General features: G+C 61.9%; 15 protein-coding genes. 10 read left to right on the plus strand and 5 right to left on the minus strand.

Going from position 1 to position 26,359, the window contains the following annotated elements; translation table 11 throughout:
* Positions 1-24: 24 nt before the first annotated feature.
* Positions 25-963 (minus strand): AraC family transcriptional regulator, encoded by a 939-nt coding sequence (locus DNK50_RS15030; protein WP_112194852.1) that lies wholly within the window; start codon positions 961-963, stop codon positions 25-27.
* Between the two features lie 208 nt (positions 964-1,171).
* Between DNK50_RS15030 and DNK50_RS15035 the strand changes: the two genes are divergently transcribed.
* On the plus strand, positions 1,172-2,482 hold the full coding sequence (locus DNK50_RS15035; protein ID WP_112194854.1) for a sugar ABC transporter substrate-binding protein: 1,311 nt from the start codon (positions 1,172-1,174) through the stop codon (positions 2,480-2,482).
* An 18-nt stretch (positions 2,483-2,500) separates the two neighbouring features.
* Entirely contained in the window at positions 2,501-3,274 is a 774-nt protein-coding gene (locus DNK50_RS15040; RefSeq protein WP_112194856.1) for an L-iditol 2-dehydrogenase, read from the plus strand.
* Positions 3,275-3,345: 71 nt separating this feature from the next.
* On the opposite strand, the gene DNK50_RS15045 is transcribed toward DNK50_RS15040, so the two are convergent.
* Positions 3,346-4,038: an NUDIX hydrolase gene (locus tag DNK50_RS15045; protein WP_099584219.1), complete on the minus strand. Its 693-nt coding sequence runs from the start codon at positions 4,036-4,038 to the stop codon at positions 3,346-3,348.
* A gap of 148 nt (positions 4,039-4,186) precedes the next feature.
* Here DNK50_RS15045 and DNK50_RS15050 point away from each other — a divergent pair, with 148 nt between their 5' ends.
* The 6 genes from DNK50_RS15050 to DNK50_RS15075 all read left to right on the plus strand — a co-directional run bounded on the left by DNK50_RS15050 (position 4,187) and on the right by DNK50_RS15075 (position 10,967).
* Positions 4,187-4,834, plus strand: coding sequence for a nicotinamidase (locus tag DNK50_RS15050; RefSeq protein WP_112194858.1), 648 nt, complete (start codon positions 4,187-4,189; stop codon positions 4,832-4,834).
* An 11-nt stretch (positions 4,835-4,845) separates the two neighbouring features.
* Positions 4,846-6,063, plus strand: a complete 1,218-nt coding sequence (pncB, locus tag DNK50_RS15055) for a nicotinate phosphoribosyltransferase (RefSeq protein ID WP_112194860.1) — start codon at positions 4,846-4,848, stop codon at positions 6,061-6,063.
* A 1-nt stretch (position 6,064) separates the two neighbouring features.
* The gene (gene nadE, locus DNK50_RS15060) at positions 6,065-6,874 is read left to right on the plus strand and encodes an ammonia-dependent NAD(+) synthetase (RefSeq protein ID WP_112194861.1); all 810 of its coding nucleotides are present in this window, start codon (positions 6,065-6,067) and stop codon (positions 6,872-6,874) included.
* A gap of 187 nt (positions 6,875-7,061) precedes the next feature.
* On the plus strand, positions 7,062-8,186 hold the full coding sequence (locus DNK50_RS28930) for a hypothetical protein (RefSeq protein ID WP_177411527.1): 1,125 nt from the start codon (positions 7,062-7,064) through the stop codon (positions 8,184-8,186).
* A gap of 250 nt (positions 8,187-8,436) precedes the next feature.
* Positions 8,437-9,792, plus strand: coding sequence for an MATE family efflux transporter (locus DNK50_RS15070; protein ID WP_099584223.1), 1,356 nt, complete (start codon positions 8,437-8,439; stop codon positions 9,790-9,792).
* 2 nt (positions 9,793-9,794) lie between these two features.
* On the plus strand, positions 9,795-10,967 hold the full coding sequence (locus DNK50_RS15075) for an MFS transporter (RefSeq protein WP_112194863.1): 1,173 nt from the start codon (positions 9,795-9,797) through the stop codon (positions 10,965-10,967).
* Positions 10,968-10,970: 3 nt separating this feature from the next.
* Here DNK50_RS15075 and DNK50_RS15080 read toward each other — a convergent pair whose 3' ends face one another.
* The 3 genes from DNK50_RS15080 to DNK50_RS15090 form a co-directional block, all read right to left on the minus strand.
* Entirely contained in the window at positions 10,971-11,969 is a 999-nt protein-coding gene (locus DNK50_RS15080) for a family 2 encapsulin nanocompartment cargo protein terpene cyclase (RefSeq protein ID WP_112194865.1), read from the minus strand.
* A 146-nt stretch (positions 11,970-12,115) separates the two neighbouring features.
* On the minus strand, positions 12,116-12,481 hold the full coding sequence (locus DNK50_RS15085) for a type II toxin-antitoxin system HicB family antitoxin (protein WP_099584226.1): 366 nt from the start codon (positions 12,479-12,481) through the stop codon (positions 12,116-12,118).
* Positions 12,478-12,729, minus strand: coding sequence for a type II toxin-antitoxin system HicA family toxin (locus tag DNK50_RS15090; protein WP_099584227.1), 252 nt, complete (start codon positions 12,727-12,729; stop codon positions 12,478-12,480). Before DNK50_RS15090 ends, DNK50_RS15085 begins: the two co-directional genes overlap by 4 nt.
* A 209-nt stretch (positions 12,730-12,938) precedes the next feature.
* On the opposite strand from DNK50_RS15090, the gene DNK50_RS15095 reads away from it, so the two are divergent.
* Together DNK50_RS15095 and DNK50_RS15100 are read left to right on the plus strand one after the other, a co-directional pair.
* A complete protein-coding gene (locus DNK50_RS15095; protein ID WP_112194867.1) occupies positions 12,939-23,141 on the plus strand; it encodes a non-ribosomal peptide synthetase in 10,203 nt (3,400 codons plus the stop codon).
* Positions 23,138-26,317 carry an amino acid adenylation domain-containing protein gene (locus DNK50_RS15100; RefSeq protein WP_112194869.1) on the plus strand — a complete coding sequence of 1,060 codons (3,180 nt, stop codon included), beginning with the start codon at positions 23,138-23,140 and terminating at the stop codon, positions 26,315-26,317. Before DNK50_RS15095 ends, DNK50_RS15100 begins: the two co-directional genes overlap by 4 nt.
* Positions 26,318-26,359: the final 42 nt, after the last annotated feature.

Consider the following 26,359-nt stretch of genomic DNA (forward strand, 5'->3'; position numbering starts at 1 on the left):
AAGACAAATTAGTCGACCTTTTGATCAGAAATGACTGGGTGTCATTTTTGCGATGGGATTGAACAGGTGCAGCGCGGTTTCGCGGCGATATTCGCTCGGCGTCTGGTTCATCTCGATCCGAAAGTGTCGGTTGAAATTGGACAGGTTGGCGTAGCCCACTTCAAAGCAGATATCTGCCACCGACCGCTCGGTGTGCAGCAACAGTCGGCAAGCGCGCTGTACGCGAAATTTGCGCATCAGGTCGATAAACCCGTGGCCGGTGTTGCGTTTGAAAAACCGCGAGAATCCCGGTTCGCTCATCTCCAGTTGCTGGGCAATGACCGACAGGCGCACGTCGCCGGTGAGTTCGCGCATCAGGTAATCGAATGCCTTGTTGATGCGTTCAGCACTGCGGGCGTCCAGGGTGGGCGCATAGCAGGGGCTGGCCAGCGACTTGACCTGGGCGGGCAGCGCGTTTTTCAGGGTGTCTAGCAGTTGCAGGAACAGGATCAGCCGTTGCAGGCCATGGGCGCTGCCGATGACCTCCATCAGCTGCGCCGCCTGTACGGCGCAGTCGCCGCTGAACTCCAGGCCGCGCCGGGCCTGTTCGAACAGCGGTTGCAAGTCACCGAGTTCCGGCAGGGTGCTGCGCAGGGCGAGCAGGGCGGCGCCGTCGAATTGCAGCACCACGTCGCGCCCGCTCAGGTGTTCGCCGGGGGCCAGCTCGCCGATCCAGTCGTGGGGCAGGTCAGGGCCGATCAACGCGACATGGCCGGCGTTGAAGGCACCGATATAGTCGCCCGCCACCAGCTTGCCGCTGCCTTGGCGGATCAGGTGGATTTCAAATTCGGGGTGGTGGTTCCAGCGCGCCAGGTCAAAGGGATAGTCGTGTTCGAACCAGCGGAAGCAGTGGTCCGGCTCGGGCAGGATCACTTCCAGTTCGGCGGGGCGGTGCTCGAACAGTGTGGCGCGGCTGACGGGCATGGTGCTGCCTCTTGTGCATTGGGTCACGCCAAAATACGCGGGTTTGCAGGGGGCGTGCTACCCCTGCCTTTACCCGGCACTGATGCTTTTTTGATCCTGGAGTTGCGGTTAAAAAAGTATCAGTCAGGCATTCGTCAAGCGTTTGTGGGGGCTTGGCCGAGCTGCTGTAATCGGTGCTCAACAACAAAAACAACAGGTGGAAACCGCCATGTCAACGCTTCCCAAAGCACTGTTCCTGCTGTCCGGCCTGGCTTTGGCTCTGCCTGGCCACGCCGCTGATACCGTGACGATTGCCACGGTCAACAATAGCGACATGATCCGCATGCAGCGCCTGTCCAAGGTGTTTGAACAGCAGCACCCGGACATCAAACTCAATTGGGTGGTGCTCGAAGAAAACGTTCTGCGCCAACGCCTCACCACCGACATCGCCACCCAGGGCGGGCAGTTCGATGTGCTGACCATCGGCACTTACGAAACCCCGTTGTGGGGCGCCAAACGCTGGCTGGAACCGCTGAGCGAACTGCCGGCCGATTACGACGTCGACGATATTTTCCCCTCTGTACGCCAGGGCCTGTCGGTGAATAACACCCTCTACGCCTTGCCGTTCTATGGCGAAAGCACCGTCACCTACTACCGCACCGACCTGTTCAAGCGTGCCGGACTGAGCATGCCTGCGCACCCCACCTGGAGCCAACTCGGCGAGTTCGCCGCCAAGCTCACCGCCAAGGACCAAGGTCAGTACGGCATGTGCCTGCGGGGCAAGGCTGGCTGGGGGGAGAACATCGCGTTGCTGAGTACCATGGCCAACGCCTTTGGCGCACGCTGGTTCGACGAACAATGGAGGCCCGAGCTGACCAGCCCCGAATGGAAGGCCGCCGCCAACTTCTACGTCAACACCCTCAAGCAATACGGCCCGCCCGGTGTGTCCAGCAACGGCTTCAACGAAACTCTGGCGCTGTTCAACAGCGGCAAGTGCGCGATTTGGGTCGACGCCAGCGTCGCCGGCTCTTTCACCACAGATGCCAGCCAGAGCAAGGTCGCCGACACTGTCGGTTTCGCCGCAGCGCCTACCGAAGTGACCGACAAAGGGTCGTCCTGGCTCTACGCCTGGTCCCTGGCGATCCCGGCCACCTCCAAGCACAAGGACGCCGCCAAGGCCTTTATCACCTGGGCCACCTCCAAGGACTACATCCAACTGGTCGCCGACAAAGAGGGCATCACCAACGTACCGCCGGGCACGCGCCAGTCCACCTACAACGAGGCATATCTCAAGGCCGCGCCGTTTGCCCAGGTGACCCTGGAGATGATGAAACACGCCGATCCCGCCCATCCTTCAGCCAAGCCGGTGCCGTACGTGGGCATTCAGTACGTGACCATCCCCGAGTTCCAGGCCATCGGCACCTCGGTCGGCAAGCTGTTTTCAGCAGCGCTCACCGGCGGCATGACGGTTGACCAGGCCTTGGTGCAGGCGCAGTCCACCACCGAGCGCGAAATGAAACGCGCCGGCTATCCCAAGTAACCTTGACGGACACCACCCATGAAACGACTGGAAGGTAAAAGCGCGCTGATCACTGGATCGGCGCGGGGGATTGGCCGCGCGTTTGCCCAGGCCTATATCAATGAAGGCGCGACGGTTGCCATCGCCGACATCAACTTGCAACGCGCCGGGCAAACCGCCGCCGAACTGGGCCCGCAGGCCTATGCGGTAGCGATGGATGTCACCGACCAGGCCTCCATTGATGGCGCAATTGCCGCCGTGGTGGCCCATGCAGGCAAGTTGGATATTCTGGTCAACAACGCGGCGCTGTTCGACTTGGCGCCCATCGTCGACATCACCCGCGACAGCTTCGAGCGGCTGTTCGCGATCAACGTCGCCGGCACGCTGTTCACCCTGCAGGCCGCCGCCCGGCAGATGATCAGCCAGGGCCATGGCGGCAAAATCATCAACATGGCCAGCCAGGCCGGGCGGCGGGGTGAGCCGTTAGTCGCGGTGTACTGCGCGACCAAGGCGGCGGTGATCAGCCTTACGCAGTCGGCGGGGTTGAACCTGATCAAGCAGGGCATCAACGTCAACGCCATCGCACCGGGTGTGGTGGACGGTGAGCATTGGGATGGGGTGGATGCGCTGTTTGCCAGGCATGAAGGCCTGGCGCCCGGCGAGAAGAAGAAGCGGGTAGGGGACGAGGTGCCGTTCGGGCGAATGGGCACCGCAGAGGACCTGACCGGAATGGCGATCTTCCTGGCGTCCAAGGATGCCGACTACGTGGTGGCCCAGACCTACAACGTCGATGGCGGCAACTGGATGAATTAAAAACGCGGATTTGGAATGTGATCATTGTGGCGAGCCTGCTCGCCACAAGTGTTCGCCTGTTTATAGCGGGTTCACTCGGCAAAACTGCGATCAAAAAAATACACCGCTCCAGGCTTGAGGTTCTCTAGCGTCGCCTGGGGCCTGCCCCCTTCACCCTGCTTCTTGCGCCCCGTCTCCCGCAGATACCCCGCCTCGGTCAGCTTCAATAACCGCTGGCGGATACTGGTCTTCAGCACCGGGCGTTCCAGCACCAGGGAAAAGATCGTCGTCGCTTGCGGCGCGCTGAATTCATCGCCCAGGAACATCAGTGGCAAACTGCTGTACAGCGATTTGGATACCAGCCGCTCCTGCACCGCCGCCACGATCAGGTTGTGATCGAACGGCAGCTTGATGCTCCCGTCAGCTACTGCGCTCAACGAAAACCACGCCTGATGGTCAGCCAAGACCACCTCATCCGCCAGGATCGCCAGGTAGTACGTGGACGACGACCAGCAGCGCGGGTCGCGAAACGCATCGCCCACCGTGCCCACTTGCTCGCTCCAGGCCAGTTTTAGTCCGACCTTGTCACTGGCGCGCAACCGCTCCACGGCATCCTTGAGGCTCAGGTCCTGCACACCGCCATTCACCACCACACCCGGCAGCGCCCAATGCCCGGCGAAGGGCTCGGCGTCGCGCTTGTTCAGCAGCAGTTTCAGTTCACCGGCCGCGCGGCAGTAAAACAGCACGCAGAGGTCGACGGTATGGAGGTAGGCGCTAAGGGGCATGTGAACATCCTTCTGAACGGCGAAGAGGGCTCAGTCTAACGGATCGAAAAGATATGTCATGTTCTCGATAGAGAATAGATAAGCAAATGTTTCTTGCAATGAGAGTACATGACATGTACTTTTGTTGCCGGGCCACAGGAGAACCGCCATGACCCTCTCGAAAACTGCTATTGCATCCTTTGATGTCGACGCCCAGAAGAGCTTCACGCCGCTGTGCCCCAACGAGTTGCCTGTGGCCGGTGGTGACCTGATCGGCGCCGAACTCAATTACATGGCCAGCCTCGCCGGCCATCGCGTCGGCAGCAAGGATGCCCATACCCCGCAAGCACCCTGGGTGGTCGCGAAGCCCAGCGAGATGCTGCAACCCACCGGCCTGGTCCACGCCGACCTTACGTGGGTCAGTCACTGCGTACCGGGCACCGAAGGCTTCACCTTGCTGGACGAGTTGCCCACGCCTTATGACTACGACTACTTCATCTGGAAAGGCGTCGAGCCCGACCTGCACCCCTACGGTGCCTGCTACCACGACCTGCACGACAAGCTGTCCACCGGAGTGATCGAGTACCTCAAGGCCCAAGGCGTCACTCGCGTAATCGTCGGCGGCCTGGCCCTGGACTTCTGCGTCAAGACCACCGCCCTGCAATTGCTCAAGGCCGGCCTCGAAGTCGTGCTGCACCTGCCGGCGTGCCGAGGGATCAGCGAGGAAGGCGGCGAGCATGCCGTCAATGAGTTGCTCAAGGCCGGTGCCAGCATCAGCCGCACCCGCGAAGAACTGGCCGCGATGGCCGCGCGTTAAGGAGACTGACCATGGAAAGTGCCTACGACTACGAAGCCCCGGTCATCCAGGGCCTGCTCGACACCGACTACTACACCTTCACCATGATGCAGGCGGTGTTGCACCAGTACCCCAACGTCGATGTGGAATACAACTTCATCGTCCGCTCCAAGGAAAGACTCGGCCACTTGATCCCGCAGTTGCGCGCCGAGTTGGACAAACTTGCCAGTTTGCAGATGCGTGAAGGCGAGCTGCGTTTTCTGTTCAACCCACGCTTTCGCGAGTACCTCACCCCGGACTACGAGCGTTTCCTCGGCCTGTTTCGCTTCAACCTGCGCTATATCCACGTCAGCGAAGTTGACGGCCAACTGAACATCCGCGTGGTCGGCCCGATGCTGCACTGCATCATGTTCGAGCAGCCGGTGCTCGCGTTGGTCAGCGAACTGCGCAACCGCGACAAATACCCCCAGGTGACCCTGGAAGACGTCACTCGCAAGCTCTACCAGAAGTTTGACTGGCTGGAGAAGAACCTCAGCCGCGATGAACTGGCCGACCTGCGCGTCTCCGACTTCTCGACCCGTCGGCGGCTGTCCTTCAAGGCCCAGCGCGAAGTGGTGGATATCATGCGTCGCGACTTCCCCGGCCAGTTCGTCGGCACCAGTAATGCGCACCTGGCCTACGAATTCGATTTGCCGCTGATCGGCACCATGGCCCACCAATGGCTGATGGTGCACCAGCAATTGGGTCGTCTGCGCGAAAGCCAGAACGCCGCCCTGGAGAACTGGGTGCATGAATACCGTGGCCGTCTCGGTATCGCCCTGACCGACTGCATCAGCACCGACTTCTTCCTCAAGGACTTCGACCTGTACTTCGCCAAGCTCTACGACGGGCTGCGCCAGGACTCCGGTGATCCCATCGTCTGGGCCGACAAAGTGCTGGCCCGCTACAAACAGCTGGGCATCGATCCGATGACCAAGGACCTGATGTTCTCCGATGGCCTGAACTTCGAAAAATGCCTGCCGATCCTGCGCCACGTGCGTGGCAAGGCCAAGTTCGGTTTCGGCATGGGCACCAGCCTGGCCTGCGATGTGGAGGGCGTGGAGCCGCTGAGTATCGTGATGAAACTGGTGCGGGTGCACGGCGAACCGGTGGTGAAGTTTTCCGATGACCCGATCAAGAACGTCTGCGAAGACGCCTCGTTTTTGCAGTATGCAGCCCAGGTATTCAACGTCGGCACTGTGGAGGTGTGACATGCAAGACCGTATCGCGCAGGAACTGAATATCGACCGGCAGTTGGGGAAGGGCGGTGAGGCCAAGGAAATCCAGCGACGCATCGACTTCATCAAGACCACGTTGCGTCACTCGGGCTGCAAGGCCCTGGTGTTGGGTATCAGCGGTGGCGTGGATTCCCTCACTGCCGGCCGTCTGTGCCAATTGGCGGTGGAGCAACTGCGTAGCGAACACTACGCCGCACGCTTTGTCGCCATGCGCCTGCCTTACAACATCCAGGCGGATGAAAGCGATGCCCAGGCCTCCCTGGACTTCATCTCCCCGGACCACGTCGAGACCCTCAATATCGCCGCCAGCGTCGACGGCCTGATGACCAGCCTGACCGCCAATGAGGCCAACGCCAGCCACGTCGACTTCATCAAAGGCAACGTCAAGGCCCGCACTCGGATGATCGCGCAGTACGCCGTGGCCAACCTGCACAATGGCCTGGTGGTCGGCACCGACCATGGCGCCGAAGCGCTGATGGGGTTCTTTACCAAGTTTGGCGACGGCGCCTGCGACCTGGCGCCACTGTCCGGCCTGACCAAAACCCAGGTGCGCCTGCTCGCCAGCGCCCTCGGCGCCCCGGCAGAGCTGGTGCACAAACACCCCACCGCAGACCTTGAAGAGCTGGCGCCGGGCAAGCTGGATGAGCAGGCCTATGGTTGCTCATACGAAGAGATTGATGCGTACCTGATGGGCGAACCGGTGAGTGAGCGGGTGACGGCGATTGTCGAGGGGGCGTACAGCAAGACCGCACATAAGCGTGCGCTGCCGATTGTTCCGGTTTAAGGCGCGTGTTTTTCTCACGCTGGTCTTGGTAGGGGGCTGAGTGGGGAGAGTGAATGTTCATGCAGCTGACTGCTCTTTTACTGCGCAACGCTGGAACCACGATGTGGCAGGCAGCCACACATGGAGCGTTGATCCAGTGCAGGAGTGTCTGGATTGGCAGCCAGATTTCTATTACTGAGGTACTACTATGAGCAGCTTTTATCCGTCATCGTTATGTAGCAATGGCGCCTTCCCCAGCGGTAACCCTATGCCCATTGGCAATGGCCAGTGGTGTGGTGTAGGTCAGCCTGCGCGTAACGATGGGGGCCTTCCACCTTCCCGTATTTTGAGAGAGTTCGCGAACAACTTCGATTACTTCCGCGATCCGGGGTCGCCTTTCGTTACACGTGAGTCGCTAGAGTTTGCCGCCAATCGGCCAATGACCGGGAATCACTACCATGACCGGATGACCATGCTTGGCCGGGAGGTCATCCGAAACCCTGAAATGGCCTCTGTGCTGGATGGCATCACCAACGGCGGCGAGCAAGATGGGCTGATCAGTCCAGAGGATGTACACCAAACGATTGGTTTCTACGATGCGCAATCCATGCCTAACAACCAGGCCTTCATGCAGGGAGGGCCACGCGGTATGCCAGGCAATATGCGCCAGCAACAAATGAATCAGCAGAACTTTGCGCCGCAGCCGTCCTACATGACCGCAACCTCCTACAGCGGTCATGCGCCGAGGTCCGAATCAAGACCGTATGCCAACGACACCAAGGAAGAGTTTGCCAACAAAGTGCTGGCCCGTTTCGGCGCTCTGGAAGACCCGAGCACCCCAGGTCTTATAACCGACAAGTCACTGAGTTCAATCGCGGGCGGCTGTCACCTGGATGGGCGTCCCGCCAGTCAGGATGAGATGGAGATAGCCCAGGAAGTGTTGTCACGGGGAGATCAGTTCAAAGAACTTGACCAAGGGCGTAGTGGAAAGTTGGACGGTGCGTTCTCCAGGGACGATCTGGGAGATTCATCGAACAAGTATAAGAAATCCAGCGATCACGAGCTTATTCAAGTCATCAAAGACAATTTCAGGTCGTACACCGCCGGCGCCAGCGATAGCTACGTTAACGTCAATGAGTTGAAAGAAGCTGCCGGCTTGATTCCGTCAGATAGAACCTTCAGCCCGCAAGCGCGTGAAGCGGCGATGGAACTTCTGCAGCGCCCGGGGCTTCTGCGGGACTTGGATATCGGCACTGGCTTCTTCGGGCGCGGGCTTGAGGATGGTCGGTTTGATATAGAAAACCTTAATTATGAGCTCAAAAAAACCAAGTAGATTGGCTAAGGTTTGATTGAGTGGACAAGGCAATATTCGGATGGGCGAAGCCGTTTTTTGGGTGAGTTTCCCCGCGCGCCGAGCCCGTCCGGATGACCGTGCATCGTTCGGAGCAGTTGATAGGTGGCGGGCAAGAGGAACTCCGAGGGCTCGCCCTATCTGGAACCCGTGACTGGATAAAGCGCAGGAACATTGGATCCACTTGCGGTATAACCCTCGGACGCTTTAGTTCTCCGAGGCCCCGTTTTTCATGCAAAGCCCTTTGCAACGTCCGCTGTGGCAGGTCTACCTGATCTTTCTGGCACCGATGGTGCTGTCGAACTTCCTGCAGAGTTTTTCTGGCACGCTCAACGGCATCTATGTCGGGCAAATGCTCGGCACCCAGGCGTTGGCAGCGGTGTCGGGGATGTTTCCCATCGTGTTTTTCTTTATCGCACTGGTGATCGGCCTGGGGGCGGGCGCGTCGGTGTTGATCGGCCAGGCCTGGGGTGCCCAGGAAACCGCGATGGTCAAGTCGATTACCGGTGCGACGCTGACCCTCGGCGCGCTGGTGGGCTTGATCGCTGCGGTGCTGGGCAGTCTGTTCGCACGCCCGGCATTGCAGGCATTGGGCACGCCGGTGGATGTGCTCGACGACGCGGTCGGCTATGCCCAGGCAATGATGCTGATCATGCCGTTGTTGCTGGTGTTCATCCTCTATACCCAACTGCTGCGGGGCGTCAGCGACACGATTTCGCCGCTGCTTGCGCTGGTGGTCTCGACCCTGGTCGGCCTGCTGCTGACTCCGGCGCTGATTCGTGGCTGGGTCGGCCTGCCGCCCTTGGGCATCCAGAGCGCGGTGTACGCCGGCCTGGTGGGTAACGCCATGGCGATGCTGTTTTTGATCTTGCGCCTGCGCCATAAACACCACGTGATGGCGCCGGATCGCGAACTGCTCGCGGCCTTGCGCCTGGACCGCGTGATCCTTGGCAAAGTCCTGCGCATCGGCCTGCCCACCGGCTTGCAGATGGTGGTGTTGTCGCTGTCGGAACTGGTCATCCTGGCGCTGGTCAACGGCCACGGTTCCCAGGCCACGGCGGCCTATGGGGCGGTGACGCAGATCGTCAACTACGTGCAATTTCCGGCGCTGTCGATTGCCATCACTGCCTCGATCCTGGGGGCCCAGGCCATTGGCGCCGGGCGCCTGGAACGCATCGGGCCGATCCTGCGTACCGGATTGCTGATCAACACCTGCCTCACCGGTGGCCTGATTGTGCTGGGGTACGTGTTGTCCCACTGGCTGCTGGGGCTGTTCATCACCGACGACGCTGCGCGGGTCAAGGCAGAACACCTGCTGCACATCATGCTCTGGAGCATCCTGGTGTTTGGCTTCCAGGCGGTGATCGGCGGGATCATGCGCGCCAGCGGCGTGGTGCTGATGCCGGTGGCGATCTCGATCTTCTGCGTGCTGTGCGTGGAGCTGCCGATAGCGTACCTGCTCAATGCCCACTTCGGCCTGGAAGGCGTGTGGATGGCATTTCCGGTGACGTACCTGGCGATGCTGGGGTTGCAGACCGCTTACTACCGGTTGGTGTGGCGGCATAAACAGATCAAACGGTTGGTATGAACATGGCAAACCCCTACGCCGAATTATTCCAGGTCCCTGGCGCCCGGGCGTTTGTATTGGCAGGCATGCTGGCGCGCATGCCGGTGTCGATGACCGGCATCGGCATTATCACCATGCTCTCCCAGGTACATGGCGGCTACGGTCTGGCAGGTTCGGTGGCGGCGATATTCGCCTTGGCTACAGCGATTTGCGCACCCCAGGTATCACGGCTGGTGGACCGCTACAGCCAGGGCCGGGTGCTGCCGATTGCCGCGTTGATCGGTGGCGGGGCGTTGTTGATGCTGTTGCTGTGCACGCGGTTGCAGGCACCGACCTGGACGCTGTTCCTGTGCGCCGCCCTGGCCGGTTGTATACCGAACATGTCCGCAATGGTGCGGGCGCGCTGGACCGAGTTGTATCGGGGCCAGCCCAAGCTGCAAACCGCGTTTGCCCTGGAGTCGGTGCTCGATGAAGTGTGTTTTATTGTCGGCCCGCCGCTTTCGGTCGGCCTGAGCGTGGTGCTGTTTCCCGAAGCCGGGCCACTGGTGGCCGCGCTGTTGCTGGCGGTGGGCGTGACCACGTTCGTGCTGCAACGGGCGACTGAGCCACCGGTGCACGAGCATCACGATCAGCATGGCGGTTGGCTGATTGCGTCACCTTCGGTACTGATCCTGATGATCCTGCTGCTGGCCATGGGCGTGATCGTCGGTGTGGTGGACGTGGTCAGTGTCGCCTTTGCCCAGCAGCAGGGCCAGCCAGCGGCGGCGAGTATCGTGCTGTCGGTGTACGCCATCGGTTCGTGCCTGGCGGGGCTGGCTTTTGGCACGCTCAAGCTCAAGGCGCCGCTGCCCCGGCAGTTCCTGTTCTGTGGCGTAGCCACGGCCTTGACCACGTTGCCGTTGCTGCTGGTCACGAACATCCCTGGCCTGGCGGTGGCGATCTTTATCTCCGGGCTGTTCTTTGCCCCGACCCTGATCGTGTCGATGGCGCTGGTGGAGCGGATTGTCCCCGCTAGCCGCCTGACCGAAGGCATGACCTGGCTGATCACCGGCCTCAGCATCGGTGTGGCCATCGGCGCCGCCAGCTCCGGTTGGATGATTGACCACATGGGGGCTGCCAGTGGCTTTTGGGTGGCGTTGGCGGCGGGCGCGGTGGTAATGGGTTCGGCGGTGCTGGGGTATCGGCGGTTGGGCTGAGGTTCACACTTGGTATCGTCCACTGTGTCGGTGCCACTCGTTATTGCCTGCGAGCCAGGCTTTCACGCCTCCCAAAAAACGCTTGAGTGACGGTTGCGCCTGTTTGAGCAAGCGGCGTTCCTTGGCTTCATAGCGATGCACGATATCGTCGTGCATTTGGGCGGTCAGCCACACGCCTTGCTGCAACGAGCAGTGGTGTTCACGGGCCAGCAATATAGGCAGGTTGAAGTCGCCTATTTCAGGCACGCTCTCTTTGTGGGCGGAGTACACATCATTGGCAATGATGGTCGCGCTGGCGGCGAGGGTAACGACTTCTCGTACCTGGGCCGCGAAATACGTCTCGGCGTCGAGTTCATAGCCGTCGACCACATCAATCAAGGCCATGCAGGGTAGAAAACTGTTGACCTGTCGGTGTGCCAGGTACTCCCAGATACACGGCAGGCTGTGTTCGATGCGCCATGTGGCTTCGGCATTCATGGTCACGAACATGGCAAGGGTCTCCAGCCGCACGCGAGCCATCTGGGACGCTGTGCCGAAGCGAGACAGATGGTTCATATACCCCTTTAATCCCCGCAACACCGGATCACGTTTCAGCGCCTGCTCCAGTGCCAGGTCATGCGGCGGGTTCAGGTGCGCTCTGTCCAGCGCGGCGAGTGCCAACGACAGGCGTGGGCCCAGTAACCTGGGGTTGGCGCCACTTCGCTCATCATCACAGTAGTGATCGTCCACTGCGAACAGCGCAGCGATGCATTTAGCCGAGAGCAACAGGCGGTCCGGGTTGTCGGTGCCGGGGTGGCACAGCATGGCAAATCGGCCGAAATTCGAGGCCCTCACCTGGTCCCATTGACCCTCGAAAATGCCCACTCGCCTGACCCAGGACAGCAACAAGTCGTTGACGTGATTGCCCAGTGCCTCATCCATCCGCACCGGTACGGGGTATTCCAGCTCCGGTATTTGCAGGCGGGCAGGGGCGTCGGGCGATGGGCAGTGGATGTCGTTCATAGCAAGACTCCGAAGTGTCGGTGCCATTGGACGTTACTGCGGACCAAGAAGCAGAAAAGATAAGAGATGACTGATCTGTAAATCTAGAAGGTCTGGCGCCAAACACAACTCGTCCGTTCGGCGCTATCTGGAATCAACCCGCTCATTCAGCCAATCGCGGGGAATGTTTCTGCGCAATGATGTTGCAGAAATTCATTCAGCGCCTGGCGCGTCAAATCATTGAGCGTCACTTTTTTGCGCATCGCTGCCAGGGCGGCCGCCAGGTGCAGGTCATGGCCGACCCGTACATTGAACGAGCCCTTGCACGGTTTTTCGGGTGTTTGCCCGAGGGACTGGCATGTAGCCAGGTAGTCGTCCACTGCCTCATGAAATGCCGCATCCAATTCTGCGACGGTTTTACCTTCATAGCTGACCAGCGCCTTGATGAACAGGATCTTGCCGAACAGGCAGTTGTCTTCGAGGCTGGCTTCGATGGAGCCGATGTAGCCTTTGTAATTGAGTTGGTTGTTCACGGAATCAGTTCTCCTGATCGCAATTGTTCGATGATCTGGCGCCGAATGTAGTGTTTCAGTTCGTTGCCGGGGTGGGGCCTGTGCAAGGTGATCATTGCACTGGGATCGCCGATGTCGAATTTGACGCGGCTTCCGGCTCCTTCAATCTGTGTGTAGCCCAGCCGGTGTAACAGTGTGACGAGTTCGGGCCAGGTGAATATCGTTTGCTCGTTGAGCAATTTGGCGAGCAGCTTTTCATTTTTTGACACGGCGATCCCTGCGTGTAACTAAATGTAGTTGCAAAAATTGGTGTATGTCAATGCTAGCTCGCCTTTGCATGGCTTTCCCGGGATTGATGTAACCCTTGATGACACCGCGCTCCAGCCCCTCCACCCGCAGCTAATTTTTCCCTCCGCGGTTCGTTTTATAGGGACGACGTGCCTTTGTGCTTCCTGCCTATTGCTCCGGACTCCAACAAATGAATGCTGAAGACTCCTTGAAACTTGCTCGCCGGTTTATCGGGTTGCCCCTGGAAAAACGCCAGCTGTTCCTGCAGGCACTGCAGAAAGAAGGGGTGGATTTCTCCCGGTTTCCGATACCGGCAGGAGTGGATGCCGAGGATCGCCAGGCGTTGTCCTATGCGCAGCAGCGCATGTGGTTTCTCTGGCAGTTGGACCCTGCCAGCGGTGCCTACAACCTGCCCGGTGCGGTGCGCCTCAAGGGCGCACTGAACCTGAAAGCGCTGGAGCAGGCGTTCGCCAGCCTGGTGGCGCGGCATGAAACCCTGCGTACAGTGTTCCAGCGCCAAGCGGATGAGCGTCTGTTGCAAGTGGCAGCGGAGCCGATGCTGGCGGTTGACGTCGTGGATTTCAGTGATTTGGCACCGCACGCACGTGAGCAGGCAGTCAATGACGCAGCGACCCGTCAATCGCTGCTGCCTTTCGATCTGGAGCATGGCCCGCTGCTGCGTGTGCAATTGCTCAAATTGGACGCGCAGGAGCACGTGCTGCTGCTGACCCTGCACCACATCGTCTCCGACGGTTGGTCGATGAACGTGCTGATCGAAGAGTTCATCCGCTGCTACGACGCCCATGAGCGCAACGAAACTCCACAATTGCCGGCACTGCCGATTCAATACAGCGATTACGCCCTGTGGCAACGCCGCTGGCTGGAAGCGGGGGAGCAGGCCCGTCAATTGGCGTACTGGCAGGCGCGCCTGGGCGATGAGCACCCGGTGCTGGAACTGCCGACGGACCACCCGCGCCCGGCCATGCCCAGTTACCAGGGCACCCGCCATAACTTCGCGATTGAGCCGGCACTGGCCGCCCAATTGCGTGCCTGCGCGCAAAAGCACAACGTCACGCTGTTCATGCTGTTGCTCGGTGCCTTCAATGTGCTGCTGCATCGTTACACCGGCCAGGGCGATATTCGCATCGGCGTGCCGATTGCCAACCGTAACCGTGGTGAAGTCGAAGGGCTGATCGGTTTTTTCGTCAATACCCAGGTCCTGCGTACCGAGCTGACCGGGCAAACCCGCGTTGCCGAGTTGCTGCAAGGCATCAAGGAGCACGCCCTCGGCGCCCAGGCCCATCAGGAGCTGCCGTTCGAGCGCCTGGTGGAAGCCCTCAAAGTCGAGCGCAGCCTCAGCCATACGCCGCTGTTCCAAGTGATGTACAACCACCAGCCGGTGGTGGCCGATATCGCCTCCGTCAGTACCGCCTCCGGGCTGGAACTCGCGTTGGTGGAGTGGCAAGGTCGCACCACCCAGTTCGACCTGACTCTCGATACTTATGAGAAATCCGGCACGCTGCACGCCGCATTGACCTACGCCAACGACCTGTTCGACGCGCCGTCCATCGCGCGTATGTCCCGGCACTGGATCAGCCTGTTGCAGGCCATGGTTGCCGATGGCGAGCAGCGCATCGGCGAGTTGCCGATGCTGGCTGCCGAAGAGCAGCAGGTCATGGTGCATGCCTGGAACCAGACCGCGCAGGCGTACCCGACCGAGCGCGGTATTCATCAACTGATCGAAGATCAGGTCCAGGCCACGCCCGATGCTCCGGCGCTGGCCTTCGGCGCTGTCTCCTTGACCTACGGCGAGCTTGACGCCCGCGCCAACCAATTGGCCCATGCCTTGCGCGAACAGGGGGTTGGCCCCGATGTGTTGGTGGGAATCTGCGTCGAGCGTTCCGTGGAAATGGTCATTGGTCTGCTGGCCATTCTCAAGGCCGGCGGCGCCTATGTGCCGCTTGACCCCGAATACCCCCAGGAACGCCTGGCCTACATGATCGAAGACAGCGGCATCCAACTGCTGCTCAGCCAGCACAGCCTGTTGCCGTCGCTGCCCACTGACGGCATTCAGGTGATCGCCCTGGACCACGCCCCCGGCTGGCTTGACGGCTACAGCAGCGCCTCGCCCGCAGTCGCCATCCACGGGCTGAACCTGGCCTATGTGATCTACACCTCCGGTTCCACCGGCAAGCCCAAGGGCGCCGGTAACAGCCACCGTGCGCTGGTCAACCGTCTGTGCTGGATGCAGCAAGCCTATGGCCTCGACGCCAGCGATGCGGTACTGCAGAAAACCCCGTTCAGCTTTGACGTCTCGGTCTGGGAGTTCTTCTGGCCGCTGATGACCGGTGCACGCCTGGTGGTCGCGGCCCCTGGCGAACATCGCGAGCCGGCGCGTCTGATCGAGACCATCGGCCAGCACGGCATCACCACCTTGCACTTCGTCCCTTCCATGCTCCAGGCGTTTATCCATGAGCCGGGCGTACAGGGCTGCAACAGCCTCAAGCGCATCGTGTGCAGCGGCGAAGCCTTGCCACTGGATGCGCAACTGCAAGTCTTCGCCAAACTGCCCCTGGCAGGGTTGTTCAACCTCTATGGCCCGACCGAAGCGGCCATCGACGTGACCCACTGGACCTGCGTCGACGAAGGCCGTGACGCCGTACCTATTGGCCGCCCAATCGCCAACCTCGGCACCTATGTGCTCGATGCGCAGCTCAGCCCGGTGCCCGCCGGCGTGTCCGGCGAGCTGTACCTGGGCGGCACCGGCCTGGCCCGCAGTTACCACCGCCGTCCGGCGCTGACCGCCGAGCGTTTTGTGCCCAGCCCTTTCGGTGATGGTGCGCGTCTGTACCGTACCGGCGACCGCGTGCGCCAGCGTGACGATGGTGTGATTGACTACCTCGGTCGCCTCGACCATCAGGTCAAGCTGCGCGGCCTGCGCATCGAGTTGGGAGAAATCGAGACGCGCCTGATGCAACACCCTGGCGTGCGTGAGGCAGTAGTGCTGGTGCAGGGCGGCAAGCAGTTGGTGGCCTACCTGGTGCTGGAAGGCGAAGCGCCGACCGACCTCAAGGCCTGGCTGCTCAGCAGCCTGCCGGAATACATGGTGCCTACCCATATGATGCACCTGGTCAAGCTGCCGGTGACCGCCAATGGCAAGCTCGACCGTAAAGCGCTGCCGCTGCCGGACGTTGCGCCGCAGCAGGCGTACAGCGCCCCGGAAAACGCCCTGCAAAAAGCCCTGTCAGCAATCTGGGTCGATGTGCTTGGCGTGGAGCAGGTCGGTCTGGACGACAACTTTTTCGAGCTGGGCGGCGATTCGATCATCTCTATCCAGGTGGTCAGCCGTGCGCGCCAGGCGGGGATTCGCCTCAGCCCGCGCGACCTGTTCCAGTACCAGAGCGTGCGCAGCCTGGCGCTGGTCGCCACCTTTGAGCAGGCCAGCGTTATCGACCAAGGGCCGGTCAGCGGCGAGGTCATCCTGACGCCGGTACAGCACGGCTTTTTCGCCGAGGCGATCCCGGCGCGTCACCATTGGAACCAATCCTTGTTGCTGACCCCACGCGAGGCCCTGGACTCGGTGCGCCTTGAAGCGGCCCTGACGCAGCTGATTAACCACCATGACGCCCTGCGCCTGCGCTTTGTGCAACGTCCCGATGGCTGGCAGCAAACCCACGCTGCGCCCGTCGCCGAGCCTGCGCTGTGGCACTCTCATGCCGCCGACGATACGCAACTGGCAGCGCTATGCGACGAAGCCCAGCGCAGCCTCGACCTGACGCAAGGCCCGCTGCTGCGCGCCGCCCTCGTCGCCATGGCCGATGGCACCCAGCGCTTGCTGCTGGTGGTGCATCACCTGGTGGTGGATGGGGTTTCATGGCGCATCCTGCTGGAAGACCTGCAACAGGCTTACCGCCAGGCAACGTTGCCGGCCAAGACCAGCGCCTATCAAACCTGGGCGCACCAACTGCACGCCCACGCGCAAACCCTCGGCGAACAACTGCCTTACTGGCAGGCGCAGTCCATCGACGCCGAGTTGCCGTGCGACAACCCCCGTGGCGGGCTGCAAAACCGCTTGGGCTGCAAGATTGAAACCCGCCTCAGCGCCGAGCAAACCCGTCATTTGCTGCAAGATGCGCCGGCGGCTTATCGCACTCAGGTCAACGACCTGTTGCTGACGGCGTTGGCGCGGGTAGTCAGCCGTTGGAGCGGGCAGGCTGGGGCGCTGATCCAGCTGGAAGGCCATGGGCGTGAAGACCTGTTCGACGCCGTCGACCTGACCCGCACGGTGGGTTGGTTTACCAGCCTGTTCCCTGTGCGTCTGCAGGCGGACGGCGAGCTGTCGAGCGCGATCAAGTCGGTCAAGGAGCAACTGCGTGCCGTGCCCGACAAAGGGCTGGGCTACGGCCTGCTGCGCTATCTGGCTGCGCCTCATGTGCGTGAAGCCCTTTCGGGCCTGGCCGCGCCGCGTATCACGTTCAACTACCTCGGTCAGTTCGATCGCCAGTTCAATGAGTCCGCATTGTTCGTGCCCGCCACCCAGGGCAGCGGCCAGGCCCAGGACCCCGAAGCGCCGTTGGCCAACTGGTTGACGGTGGAAGGGCAGGTCTATGGCGGCGAACTGGCGCTGCAATGGGGGTTCAGCCGCGAGATGTTCCAGGCGTCGAGCATCCAGCGCCTGGCGGATGATTACGCCGCCGAACTCACCGCCTTGATCCAGCACTGCTGCGAAACGCCCGCCGGGCAGGTGACACCATCGGACTTTGCGCTGGCAACCCTGACCCAGCAGCAATTGGATGATTTGCCCGTGGCCGGCCCGGCCATCGCCGATATCTACCCGCTGTCGCCCATGCAGCAAGGCATGCTGTTCCACACCCTGTACGAGCCTGAGGTCCAGGCCTATATCAACCAGTTGCGCCTGGATATTGAAGGCCTTGATCTGCTGAGCTTCGGTCGTGCCTGGCAGGCAGCGTTGGACCGGCATGACATTTTGCGCAGCAGCTTTCACTGGCTCGGCCTGGACAGCGCCCATCAAGTGATCCAGCGCCAGGTCGATTTGCAGTTGCAAGTGATCGAAGCCGCGCATCCTGACCTCGACGCCTTGGCCGATGCCGAGCGTCAGCGCGGTTTTGAGTTGAACACGGCGCCCCTGTTTCGCCTGATGTTGGTGCGCGGTGCCGGTACGGGCTGGCACATGATTTTCACCAGCCATCACATCCTGATGGATGGCTGGAGCAATGCCCAGTTGCTTGGCGAAGTCATTGCCGACTACGCAGGCCACGTTTTGCCCGTGCCGTTGGGACAGTTCCGCGATTACCTGGGTTGGCTGCAGCAACAAGCCTCGGGTGAAGTGTTCTGGAAGGAAGCCCTGGCACCGTTGCAAGCCCCAACCCTGCTGGCTGAAGCACTGCGCGTGCCGGTCGAAGGGGCGGGCATGGCTGACCATCACACCACCCTGGATAGCCAGTTCACCCGTGCACTCGGCGATTGCGCACGCCAGCACAAAGTCACCCTCAACACCCTCCTGCAAGGCGCCTGGAGCCTCTTGCTGCAACGCTACACCGGTCAGGATTGCGTGGCCTTCGGTGCCACTGTTGCCGGACGTTCGGCGCCGTTGCCGGGTATCGAGCAGCAACTGGGCCTGTTTATCAACACACTGCCGATCATCAGCGCGGCCTCGCCGGCCCAGTCCGCCGCCACTTGGCTCGCTGAGCTGCAAGCGCTGAATCTCAGCCTGCGCGACCATGAACACGTACCGCTTTACGACATCCAGGGCTGGGCCGGTCAACCCGGTGGCGCACTGTTCGACACCTTGCTGGTGTTTGAAAACTTCCCGGTGGCGCAAGCGCTCAAGCAAGGCGCGCCGGCAGGCCTGACCTTCGGCAAGATGCATAACCATGAGCGCACCCACTACCCGTTGACCCTGGGCATCGAGTTGGGGACCGGCTTGCGCCTGGAGTTCAGCTACGACCGGGCGCGGTTCACCGAGCAACAGGTCGCGCAATTGAGCGCCAATCTGCAGCACCTGCTGGTGCAACTGGTGGCGGATACCGAGGTGCCACTGGGCAACCTGCAATTGCTGGACAGCAGCACGCAGGCTTCGCTGCTCGCCATCAGCCAATCCCCTGGCACGCCCCGGCGCCAGGTGCGCGTGCATGAACGCATCGCCGCCCAGGCCCAGGCCACCCCGGATGCGCTGGCGGTGCAGGCAGGCAGTGAACGCTTGAGCTATGCCCAGCTCAATCAGCGGGCCAACCGCCTGGCTCACCGCCTGCTGGAGCAGGGCGTGGGCCCGGGCCAGCGCGTAGGCCTGGTTTCCCGCCGTGGCCCGCAGTTGATCGTCAGCCTGCTGGCGGTGCTAAAAAGCGGCGCGGCCTACGTGCCGCTGGACCCCAATTACCCCGCCGAGCGCCTCAGCTACATGTTGGCAGACAGCCGTCTGAACCTATTGCTCAGCGAGACCGGGTTGCTGGCAGAGCTGCCATTGCCCCATGGGCTCAAACGTGTGGATTTCAGCGCTCAGGGTCAAGAGCTGGCGGGTTACCCGTCGACCAACCCAGCCAACCACGCCACCGCCGCCGACCTCGCTTATGTGATCTACACCTCCGGCTCCACCGGCCAACCCAAGGGTGTGGCCATCGATCATGCTGCACTCGATCAGTTCTGCGACACAGCGGCGGATTACAGTGCGCTGACGCCCGCCGACCGCGTGCTGCAATTTGCGACGTTCAGCTTCGACGGGTTTGTCGAGCAATGCTATCCGCCGCTGTGTGTCGGCGCGGCGCTGATCATGCGCGGCGATGAGCTGTGGGACGCCGGGTTGCTGGCGCGGGAAATCGTCGAGCAGGGCGTGACCCTGGCCGACCTGCCCGCGGCCTATTGGTACTTGCTGGCCAAGGAATGCGCTGTCGATGGCCGCACGCTGGGCAACCTGCGCCAGGTGCATGTCGGCGGCGAAGCCATGGCCGTGGAGGGCGTACGTGCCTGGCACGAGGCCGGGTTGGGCAATGTTCGTTTGGTGAACACTTATGGCCCGACCGAGGCCACCGTGGTCTCCAGCGTGCATGAATGCCAGCTTGCAGATGCCAATGACGCCTTCGGCATGCCGATCGGGCGGGCTATCGACGGGCGCTCGCTGTACGTGCTGGACAGCGGATTTGAATTGCTGCCCACCTGCGGCGTCGGCGAGCTGTGCATCGGTGCTGCGGCGGGCTTGGCCCAGGGCTACTTCGATCGTCCGGCGCTGACCGCCGAACGCTTCCTGCCGGACCCGTTCTCCGGCGTGCCGGGATCGCGGCTCTACCGCAGCGGCGACCTGGCTCGCTACAACGACAACGCGGCCCTGGAGTACGTGGGCCGCATTGACCATCAAGTGAAAATCCGTGGGTTCCGGATCGAGATGGGGGAAATCGAAGCCTGTCTGCAAGCCATGCCCCAGGTGCGCGAGGCGGCTGTGATTGCGTTGGACGGGCCAACCGGTGCGCAGTTGGTCGCCTATGTCGTGCCCCAGTCGAATGCCTTGGAGGCGCCAGCCTTGACGGCGGCTTTGCGTCAGTCCTTGCCGGACTACATGGTGCCGAGTTTCCTGATGCTGATCGACCTGTTGCCTCTGAGCCCCAACGGCAAGCTCGACCGAAAAGCCTTGCCAAAACCGGATGTCAGCCAACGGCAAAAACACTATGTGGCACCCCGAACGACCCTGGAAACCCAGGTCGCGCAGGTTTGGCAAAACGTGCTGGGGCTGGAGCAGGTTGGGCTGGACGACCACTTCTTTGAGTTGGGTGGGCATTCGCTGCTGGCCACCCAAGTGGTTGCACGCCTGAAGACGCTGCTGGCCTGCGACCTGACCCTGCGCGACCTGTTTGGTGCGCCGCGATTGGCAGACTTTATCGCGGCAGTGGCCACGCGCACCGGGCAGGACGCGGCACCGGCGCGCAGCCCGTTAGTGGCCCACGGCGAAAAAACCAGCGCGATGCTTTCTCTGGTGCAGCGCCGGCTATGGGTAGTGGAACAGCTGTCGCAGGCCAGTGGCGCCTATGGCATGCCGCTGGCCGTGCGCTTGCGCGGCGAGTTGTCGGTGCCGCTGCTGATCAGCAGCCTGGCACAGGTGATTGCCCGCCACGAAACCCTGCGCACGGCCTACATCACCGACGAGGAGGGTGATCCGCTGGCGGTCATCGCCGCGCACGTAGAGGTCGACTTGCCGGTATTGGACTTGTCGTCCCTGGATCCGGCCGAGCAGCAGCGCCGGGTCGCCGCCGCCGTTGAGGCCAATACCCGCCAGTCCATCAGCCTGTTGCAGGCGCCCTTGTTGCGTGGACAGGTGCTCAAGCTGGGCCCCACCGAACATGTGCTGCTGTATTCGATGCACCACATCATCTCCGATGGCTGGTCGATGGCGGTGCTGGTCAATGAACTGGTGGGCTTCTACGGCCGGGCGAAGGCGGGGGTGGTTGAGCCGCTGCCTGCGCTGCCGATCCAGTACTCCGATTACGCCCTCTGGCAACACCAACTACAACACACCGGCGTGCTGGCCGCGCAGGCGCGTTACTGGGAGCAGGCATTGGCCGGGCACAGCGGCGTATTGCAATTGCCCACCGACCAGCCGCGCCCCCAGGCGCCGACCCATGAAGGTCGCGACCTAGGCTTCACGCTGCCCGTGGCGTTGCACGAAGGGCTCAAGGCGCTGTCGGCGCGTGCCGGTGTCACGCTGTACAGCACGATGCTGGCCGCGTTCCAGATCCTGCTGCATCGCCTCAGCGGCAGCGATGACGTGCTGGTCGGCGCCGACGTTGCCGGGCGCCAGCAGCCTGAGCTGGAAGGGCTGATCGGTTTCTTCGTGAACATTCTGCCGCTGCGCTCGACCTTTGCGCCGCTGCAACCGTTCAGCGCTTTCCTGGCTAACACCCAAGGCACCGCGCTGGACGCTTTCGATCACCAGGACCTGCCCTTCGACATGATTGTCGAGGCCTCGCCACGCCCGCGCCAACGGGGTTTCAACCCGCTGGTACAGGTGCTGTTCGTCATGAACAACCTGCCGGTGCAGGGTGGCCGGATAGACGGGATCGAGGTTGAAGTGCTGCCGACTCGTGGCGGTTACTCCAAGTTCGATATGGCCCTGTTCATCGACGAGGACGCAGGCGGCGTGCACGGTACCTGGCAGTACGCCAGCGACCTGTTTGAACAACAACGCATCGAGTCCTTCGTCAACGCCTGGACGGGAATTCTTGAACAGATTGTGTGTGATCCGAACATTCAATTAGGGGATATCACCATGCCTAGCAACACTGTTGAACACGCCACGACGCCCGTACCGCCAGCCATCAAGGCCGACAAGCTGGGCAAGTTCCTGAAAAAATCCCAGAGTCGCACCGACAAGCCTGCCGGCGCGCTGATGCGTGAATCGCTGTTGGTCCCCGGACAGGATTTTCCATTGCTGATGGAACCCACCGATCCGGGCCTGGACCTGGTGGCCTGGATCAAGGACAACCGCGCCCTGGTGGAAGAAAAACTGGCCCGCCATGCGGGGGTTCTGTTCCGTGGATTTGCCCTGCGCGATATTCATGACTTCGAAGCGTTTGCTGAAGCCGTACAGCCGGGCCTCTATGGCCAATACGGCGACTTGCCGAAAAAAGAGGGCGGTAAGAACACCTACCGGTCCACGCCGTACCCCGAAAAGAAAATGATCCTGTTCCATAACGAAAGCTCCCATCAGGACCGCTGGCCGCGCAAGCAGCTGTTCTTCTGCGAGCAGCCATCGCCAATCGGCGGTGCCACGCCGGTGGTGGACTGCCGGCAGATGTACCTCAAGTTGCCGGCGACGATCCGCGAGCGTTTCGAGGACAAGGGGTTGCTGTACGTGCGCACCTTTGCCGACAAGCTGGACGTCTCCTGGCAGCACTTCTTCAAGACCGACGTGCGTGCCGACGTCGAAGCGCGTTGCCGGGCGGCGGGCATCGCCTGGACCTGGCTGGACAACGATGAACTGCAAATCCGCACCCCGTGCCCGGCGATCATCCGGCACCCGGTGACGGGGGAAAAAACCTTCTTCAACCAGGTTCAGTTGCATCACATCTTCTGCCTGGACCCGGACGTGCGCGAAGACTTGCTGGCGCTGTTCGGCGAGCAGCGTATGCCCCGGCACGTGTACTACGGCGATGGCTCGCCGATTGAAGACGAGGTCATGGCCCTGGTGGGCGAGCTGTACGAAGCGTGCGCAGTGCGGTTCGACTGGCACAAGGGCGATGTCATCCTGCTGGACAACATGCTGGCTGCCCACGCTCGGGATCCTTTCGAAGGCCCGCGCAAGATTGTCGTGGCAATGGGCGAAATGATTGAACGCAGTGCGCTGAACGTGGCGCACAGCGAGACCGAAAAGGAAGAGGCCGGAGCATGAGTACTGCACAACAGGGCACCGTGGACGCGGGACTGGCGTTGCTGGTCGAACAGCAACAGCATCTGGACGCCCGGCAACAGGGGACGAGCTGGGGCGATCTGAGCCACTGCGTGAAACTGGATATTCGCGGCGAACTGGACCCGGTGCGCCTGCAACACGCGCTCGACAGCCTGGCGGTGCGCCACGAAGCATTGAGTACGCAATTTGCGCCCGTCAGTGGTTATCACGGATTGCGCCAGCGGGTCGCGCTGGCTGAAGCGGTGAGCTTGACCCAGTGGCTCGACGTGGCGTCGCCCCAACAGGTGGTTGCACGCCAACAGCAGTGGTGGCAGCAGCAACAGCCGCTGATCGGCGCGTTGTTACAGCGCCTGGAAACGGACCACTGGCAACTGCTGATAGGCGTGGCGCGTTATGCCGCGGATGCCGGGACCCTGGCCCTGATCCAGCAGGAGTTGGTGGCCGCTTATGGGCAGCAAGGGTTTGAAGAGGACGAACCGGGGCAGTTCTCCCAGTACCTGGAATGGCGCAGCGAGGTGATCTTCGACGAAGACGCAGACACTGCCAAGGCTTACTGGCAGCAGTACCTGCAAGGGCACGAGAATCTGGTCAACGGGCCAGACTTGCCCTATCGCCTGACCGGCGCAGAAGTCCTGCCGGCAGAACGCGTGAGCATGCCACTGGATCAATCGCTGTTGGCCCGCCTGCGCACGGCGGGGCTGCCGCTGGACGTGCTGATACACGCCGCCTGGTGGGTGCTGCTGGCACGCATCAGTGGTCGCGACTCTTTCCTGGCGGGCTGGCGGCATGATGCGCGCCAGGACTATGAGTTTTTCAGCCACAGCCTGGGCCTGTTCGAGAAAACCCTGCCGTTGGCGATTCGTATTGATCCGGCCAGCACTTTCCGTGAGCTGGTGACCACCCTTGCCGCACAGTTGGATCAGCACCGCACCTGGCAGGAATACTGGGCACCGTTGTCATTCCCCCAACAGGCCGCGCCTGCGGTCGGTTTTGGCAATCGGTTGGTGTCGGCACCGCTTGAAGTCGCCGGGACGGTCTGGGCGGGCAGCGACCTGCCGGCCCGTCTGCCTGAGTTCGAGTTGGCACTGCAGCTGGAAATCGCCGTGTCGGGCGAACCTCAAGGTTTATCACTGGACTTCACTCCCGCACGCTATTCGGCGCACGCCGTCGAGACGCTGTTGGGCCAGCTGCGCCAGTTGCTCCACAGCATTGCCGATAAACCGGATGAAACCCTTGCGCGTCTGAACCTGCTGGATAACGAGGAAAAGAGCCGGTTGCTGGCGCTGAACCCGCCGGTTCAGGGGATGCAGGCGCTGCAGCTGTTGCCCCAACGTATTGCCGCTTGGGCTGGGCAGACGCCGGATGCCGTGGCGTTGGTCGCGGCGGGCCAGACCCTCAGCTACGCCGAACTGGACGCCCGCACCGCGCAATTGAGTGCCGAATTACTGCGCCAGGGTGTGAGCGCTGGGTCGATTGTGGCCCTGGCGCTGCCGCGCTCGGTGGAACTGGTCGTCGCTATTCTCGCCACCTGGCGTGCGGGCGCAGCCTATCTGCCGCTGGACCCGCAATGGCCAGTGGCGCGCCAGGCTGAAATCGCACGGCACGCCGCCGCGAGCCTGATTCTGGTGGCACACGCGCCGAGCCAGGACGATCCGCTGACCTCGTTCAAGCTGCTCAACCTGGGCGCCGCGACCTTGGATGTGCCGGTGGCCCCGGCGGTATCCGTGCAGGCCCATGATGTCGCGTATGTGCTCTTCACTTCCGGCTCCACCGGCCAGCCCAAAGGCGTGGTGATCGAGCATGGCGCGTTGCTCAGCTATGTCGCGAGCAGCAGTCAGCAATTGGGCCTGTCCGCCTGCCGCGATTTTGCCTTCAGTTCCACGGTAGCGGCGGACCTGGGCAACACCACCTTGTTCGGCGCGCTGTACAACGGGGCTACGCTGCACGTCGTGGATGACCTCACCCTGCAAGATCCCCAGGGCTTCGCCGGGTTCCTGCGGGAAAACCGCATCGATTGCCTGAAAATCGTGCCTTCACACCTGGCCGCCTTGCTTGAGGCTGATGCCGCCGTATTACCTGGCACGCTGGTGCTGGGCGGTGAAGCCATCGGCGCAAGCCTGGTGCAGCGCATTCGCCAGCTGCGGCCCGACTGCCGTGTATTCAACCATTACGGCCCGACCGAAGCGACGGTGGGGGTGATGGTGCATCCGTTACTCCCCGCTGAGGACGTGTCCCATGGCGTGCCGCTGACACAGGTGCTCGCCGGCAACCAGGTGTTCGTACTCGGTGCGGACGCACAACTGCTGGCGACGGGGGAACTCGGTGAGTTGTTCATCGGTGGCCGACAGCTGTGCCGAGGCTACTTGCAGGGCGAGGCTGACGCAGACGCGTTTATCCATAGCCCACTGGTGGGCGGCGAGCGCCTTTACCGCACGGGAGACCTGGCCCGTTACCGCGTGGAGGGTGGCGTGCAGTTGTATGGCCGCCGTGATCATCAGGTCAAGGTGCGGGGTTTCCGCATTGAGCTGGCGGAGATAGAGGCGCAGTTGCTGCGGTTGCCCGAGGTCAGTGAGGCCGTGGTGGTGCTGGTGCAGGAGGAGCCGCAAGCGTTCGTGGTCATGCGTGCGGCGACGGCAGAGGACGCAGGGCCTCAATTGAAAAAACAACTGGCTCAGCACCTCCCGGCGGCCATGGTGCCACGCCAGATTGTGAGCCTTGAACGCATGCCGCGCCTGCCAAACGGCAAGGTTGACCGCAAGGCGCTGCAGCACACTCAACCCGTGGTTTCCCAGACGCTGTACGTCGCGCCACGGGATGCGCTCGAAACGCTGTTGTCCACGCGCATGGCCCAATTGGTCGGTTTGGAACGGCTGAGCATCGAGGAGGACTTTTTCGCCGCAGGCGGGCATTCCTTGTTGGTGATCAAGCTCGTGGCAGGTATCCGCAAACTGCTGCAATGCGAGATTCATCCGGGTGTGGTGTTTGATCACCCCAGCGTGGCGGCACTGGCGCGGGTGCTGCGCGAGCGTGAGAGTGTCGCGGGGCAGTTGGAGAAAATCGCCCAGGCGCGTTTGCGCCTGGATGCAATGACCCCTGAAGAGAAAGCGGCGCTTGTGGAGAAGGCCAAGCAGTTGCAAGCGAGCAAGGAGCAGGGATAGGCATGTAAAACGGGGCTGGCAATCAGCCCCGTTGGTTAATGG

Source organism: Pseudomonas sp. LG1E9 (assembly GCF_003290225.1).
In the GTDB taxonomy this organism is placed as follows: Bacteria; Pseudomonadota; Gammaproteobacteria; order Pseudomonadales; family Pseudomonadaceae; genus Aquipseudomonas; species Aquipseudomonas cyclaminis.

What these genes read in the sequence shown, in the direction of transcription:
- DNK50_RS15035 (WP_112194854.1), top strand. Translation starts at nt 1,172, where the DNA reads ATGTCAACGCTTCCCAAAGCACTGTTCCTGCTGTCCGGCCTGGCTTTG.
- DNK50_RS15070 (WP_099584223.1), top strand. Translation starts at nt 8,437, where the DNA reads ATGCAAAGCCCTTTGCAACGTCCGCTGTGGCAGGTCTACCTGATCTTT.
- DNK50_RS15100 (WP_112194869.1), top strand. Translation starts at nt 23,138, where the DNA reads ATGAGTACTGCACAACAGGGCACCGTGGACGCGGGACTGGCGTTGCTG.
- DNK50_RS15030 (WP_112194852.1), bottom strand. Translation starts at nt 963, where the DNA reads ATGCCCGTCAGCCGCGCCACACTGTTCGAGCACCGCCCCGCCGAACTG.
- DNK50_RS28930 (WP_177411527.1), top strand. Translation starts at nt 7,062, where the DNA reads ATGAGCAGCTTTTATCCGTCATCGTTATGTAGCAATGGCGCCTTCCCC.
- DNK50_RS15095 (WP_112194867.1), top strand. Translation starts at nt 12,939, where the DNA reads ATGAATGCTGAAGACTCCTTGAAACTTGCTCGCCGGTTTATCGGGTTG.
- nadE (WP_112194861.1), top strand. Translation starts at nt 6,065, where the DNA reads ATGCAAGACCGTATCGCGCAGGAACTGAATATCGACCGGCAGTTGGGG.
- DNK50_RS15045 (WP_099584219.1), bottom strand. Translation starts at nt 4,038, where the DNA reads ATGCCCCTTAGCGCCTACCTCCATACCGTCGACCTCTGCGTGCTGTTT.
- DNK50_RS15075 (WP_112194863.1), top strand. Translation starts at nt 9,795, where the DNA reads ATGGCAAACCCCTACGCCGAATTATTCCAGGTCCCTGGCGCCCGGGCG.
- DNK50_RS15080 (WP_112194865.1), bottom strand. Translation starts at nt 11,969, where the DNA reads ATGAACGACATCCACTGCCCATCGCCCGACGCCCCTGCCCGCCTGCAA.
- DNK50_RS15040 (WP_112194856.1), top strand. Translation starts at nt 2,501, where the DNA reads ATGAAACGACTGGAAGGTAAAAGCGCGCTGATCACTGGATCGGCGCGG.
- pncB (WP_112194860.1), top strand. Translation starts at nt 4,846, where the DNA reads ATGGAAAGTGCCTACGACTACGAAGCCCCGGTCATCCAGGGCCTGCTC.
- DNK50_RS15050 (WP_112194858.1), top strand. Translation starts at nt 4,187, where the DNA reads ATGACCCTCTCGAAAACTGCTATTGCATCCTTTGATGTCGACGCCCAG.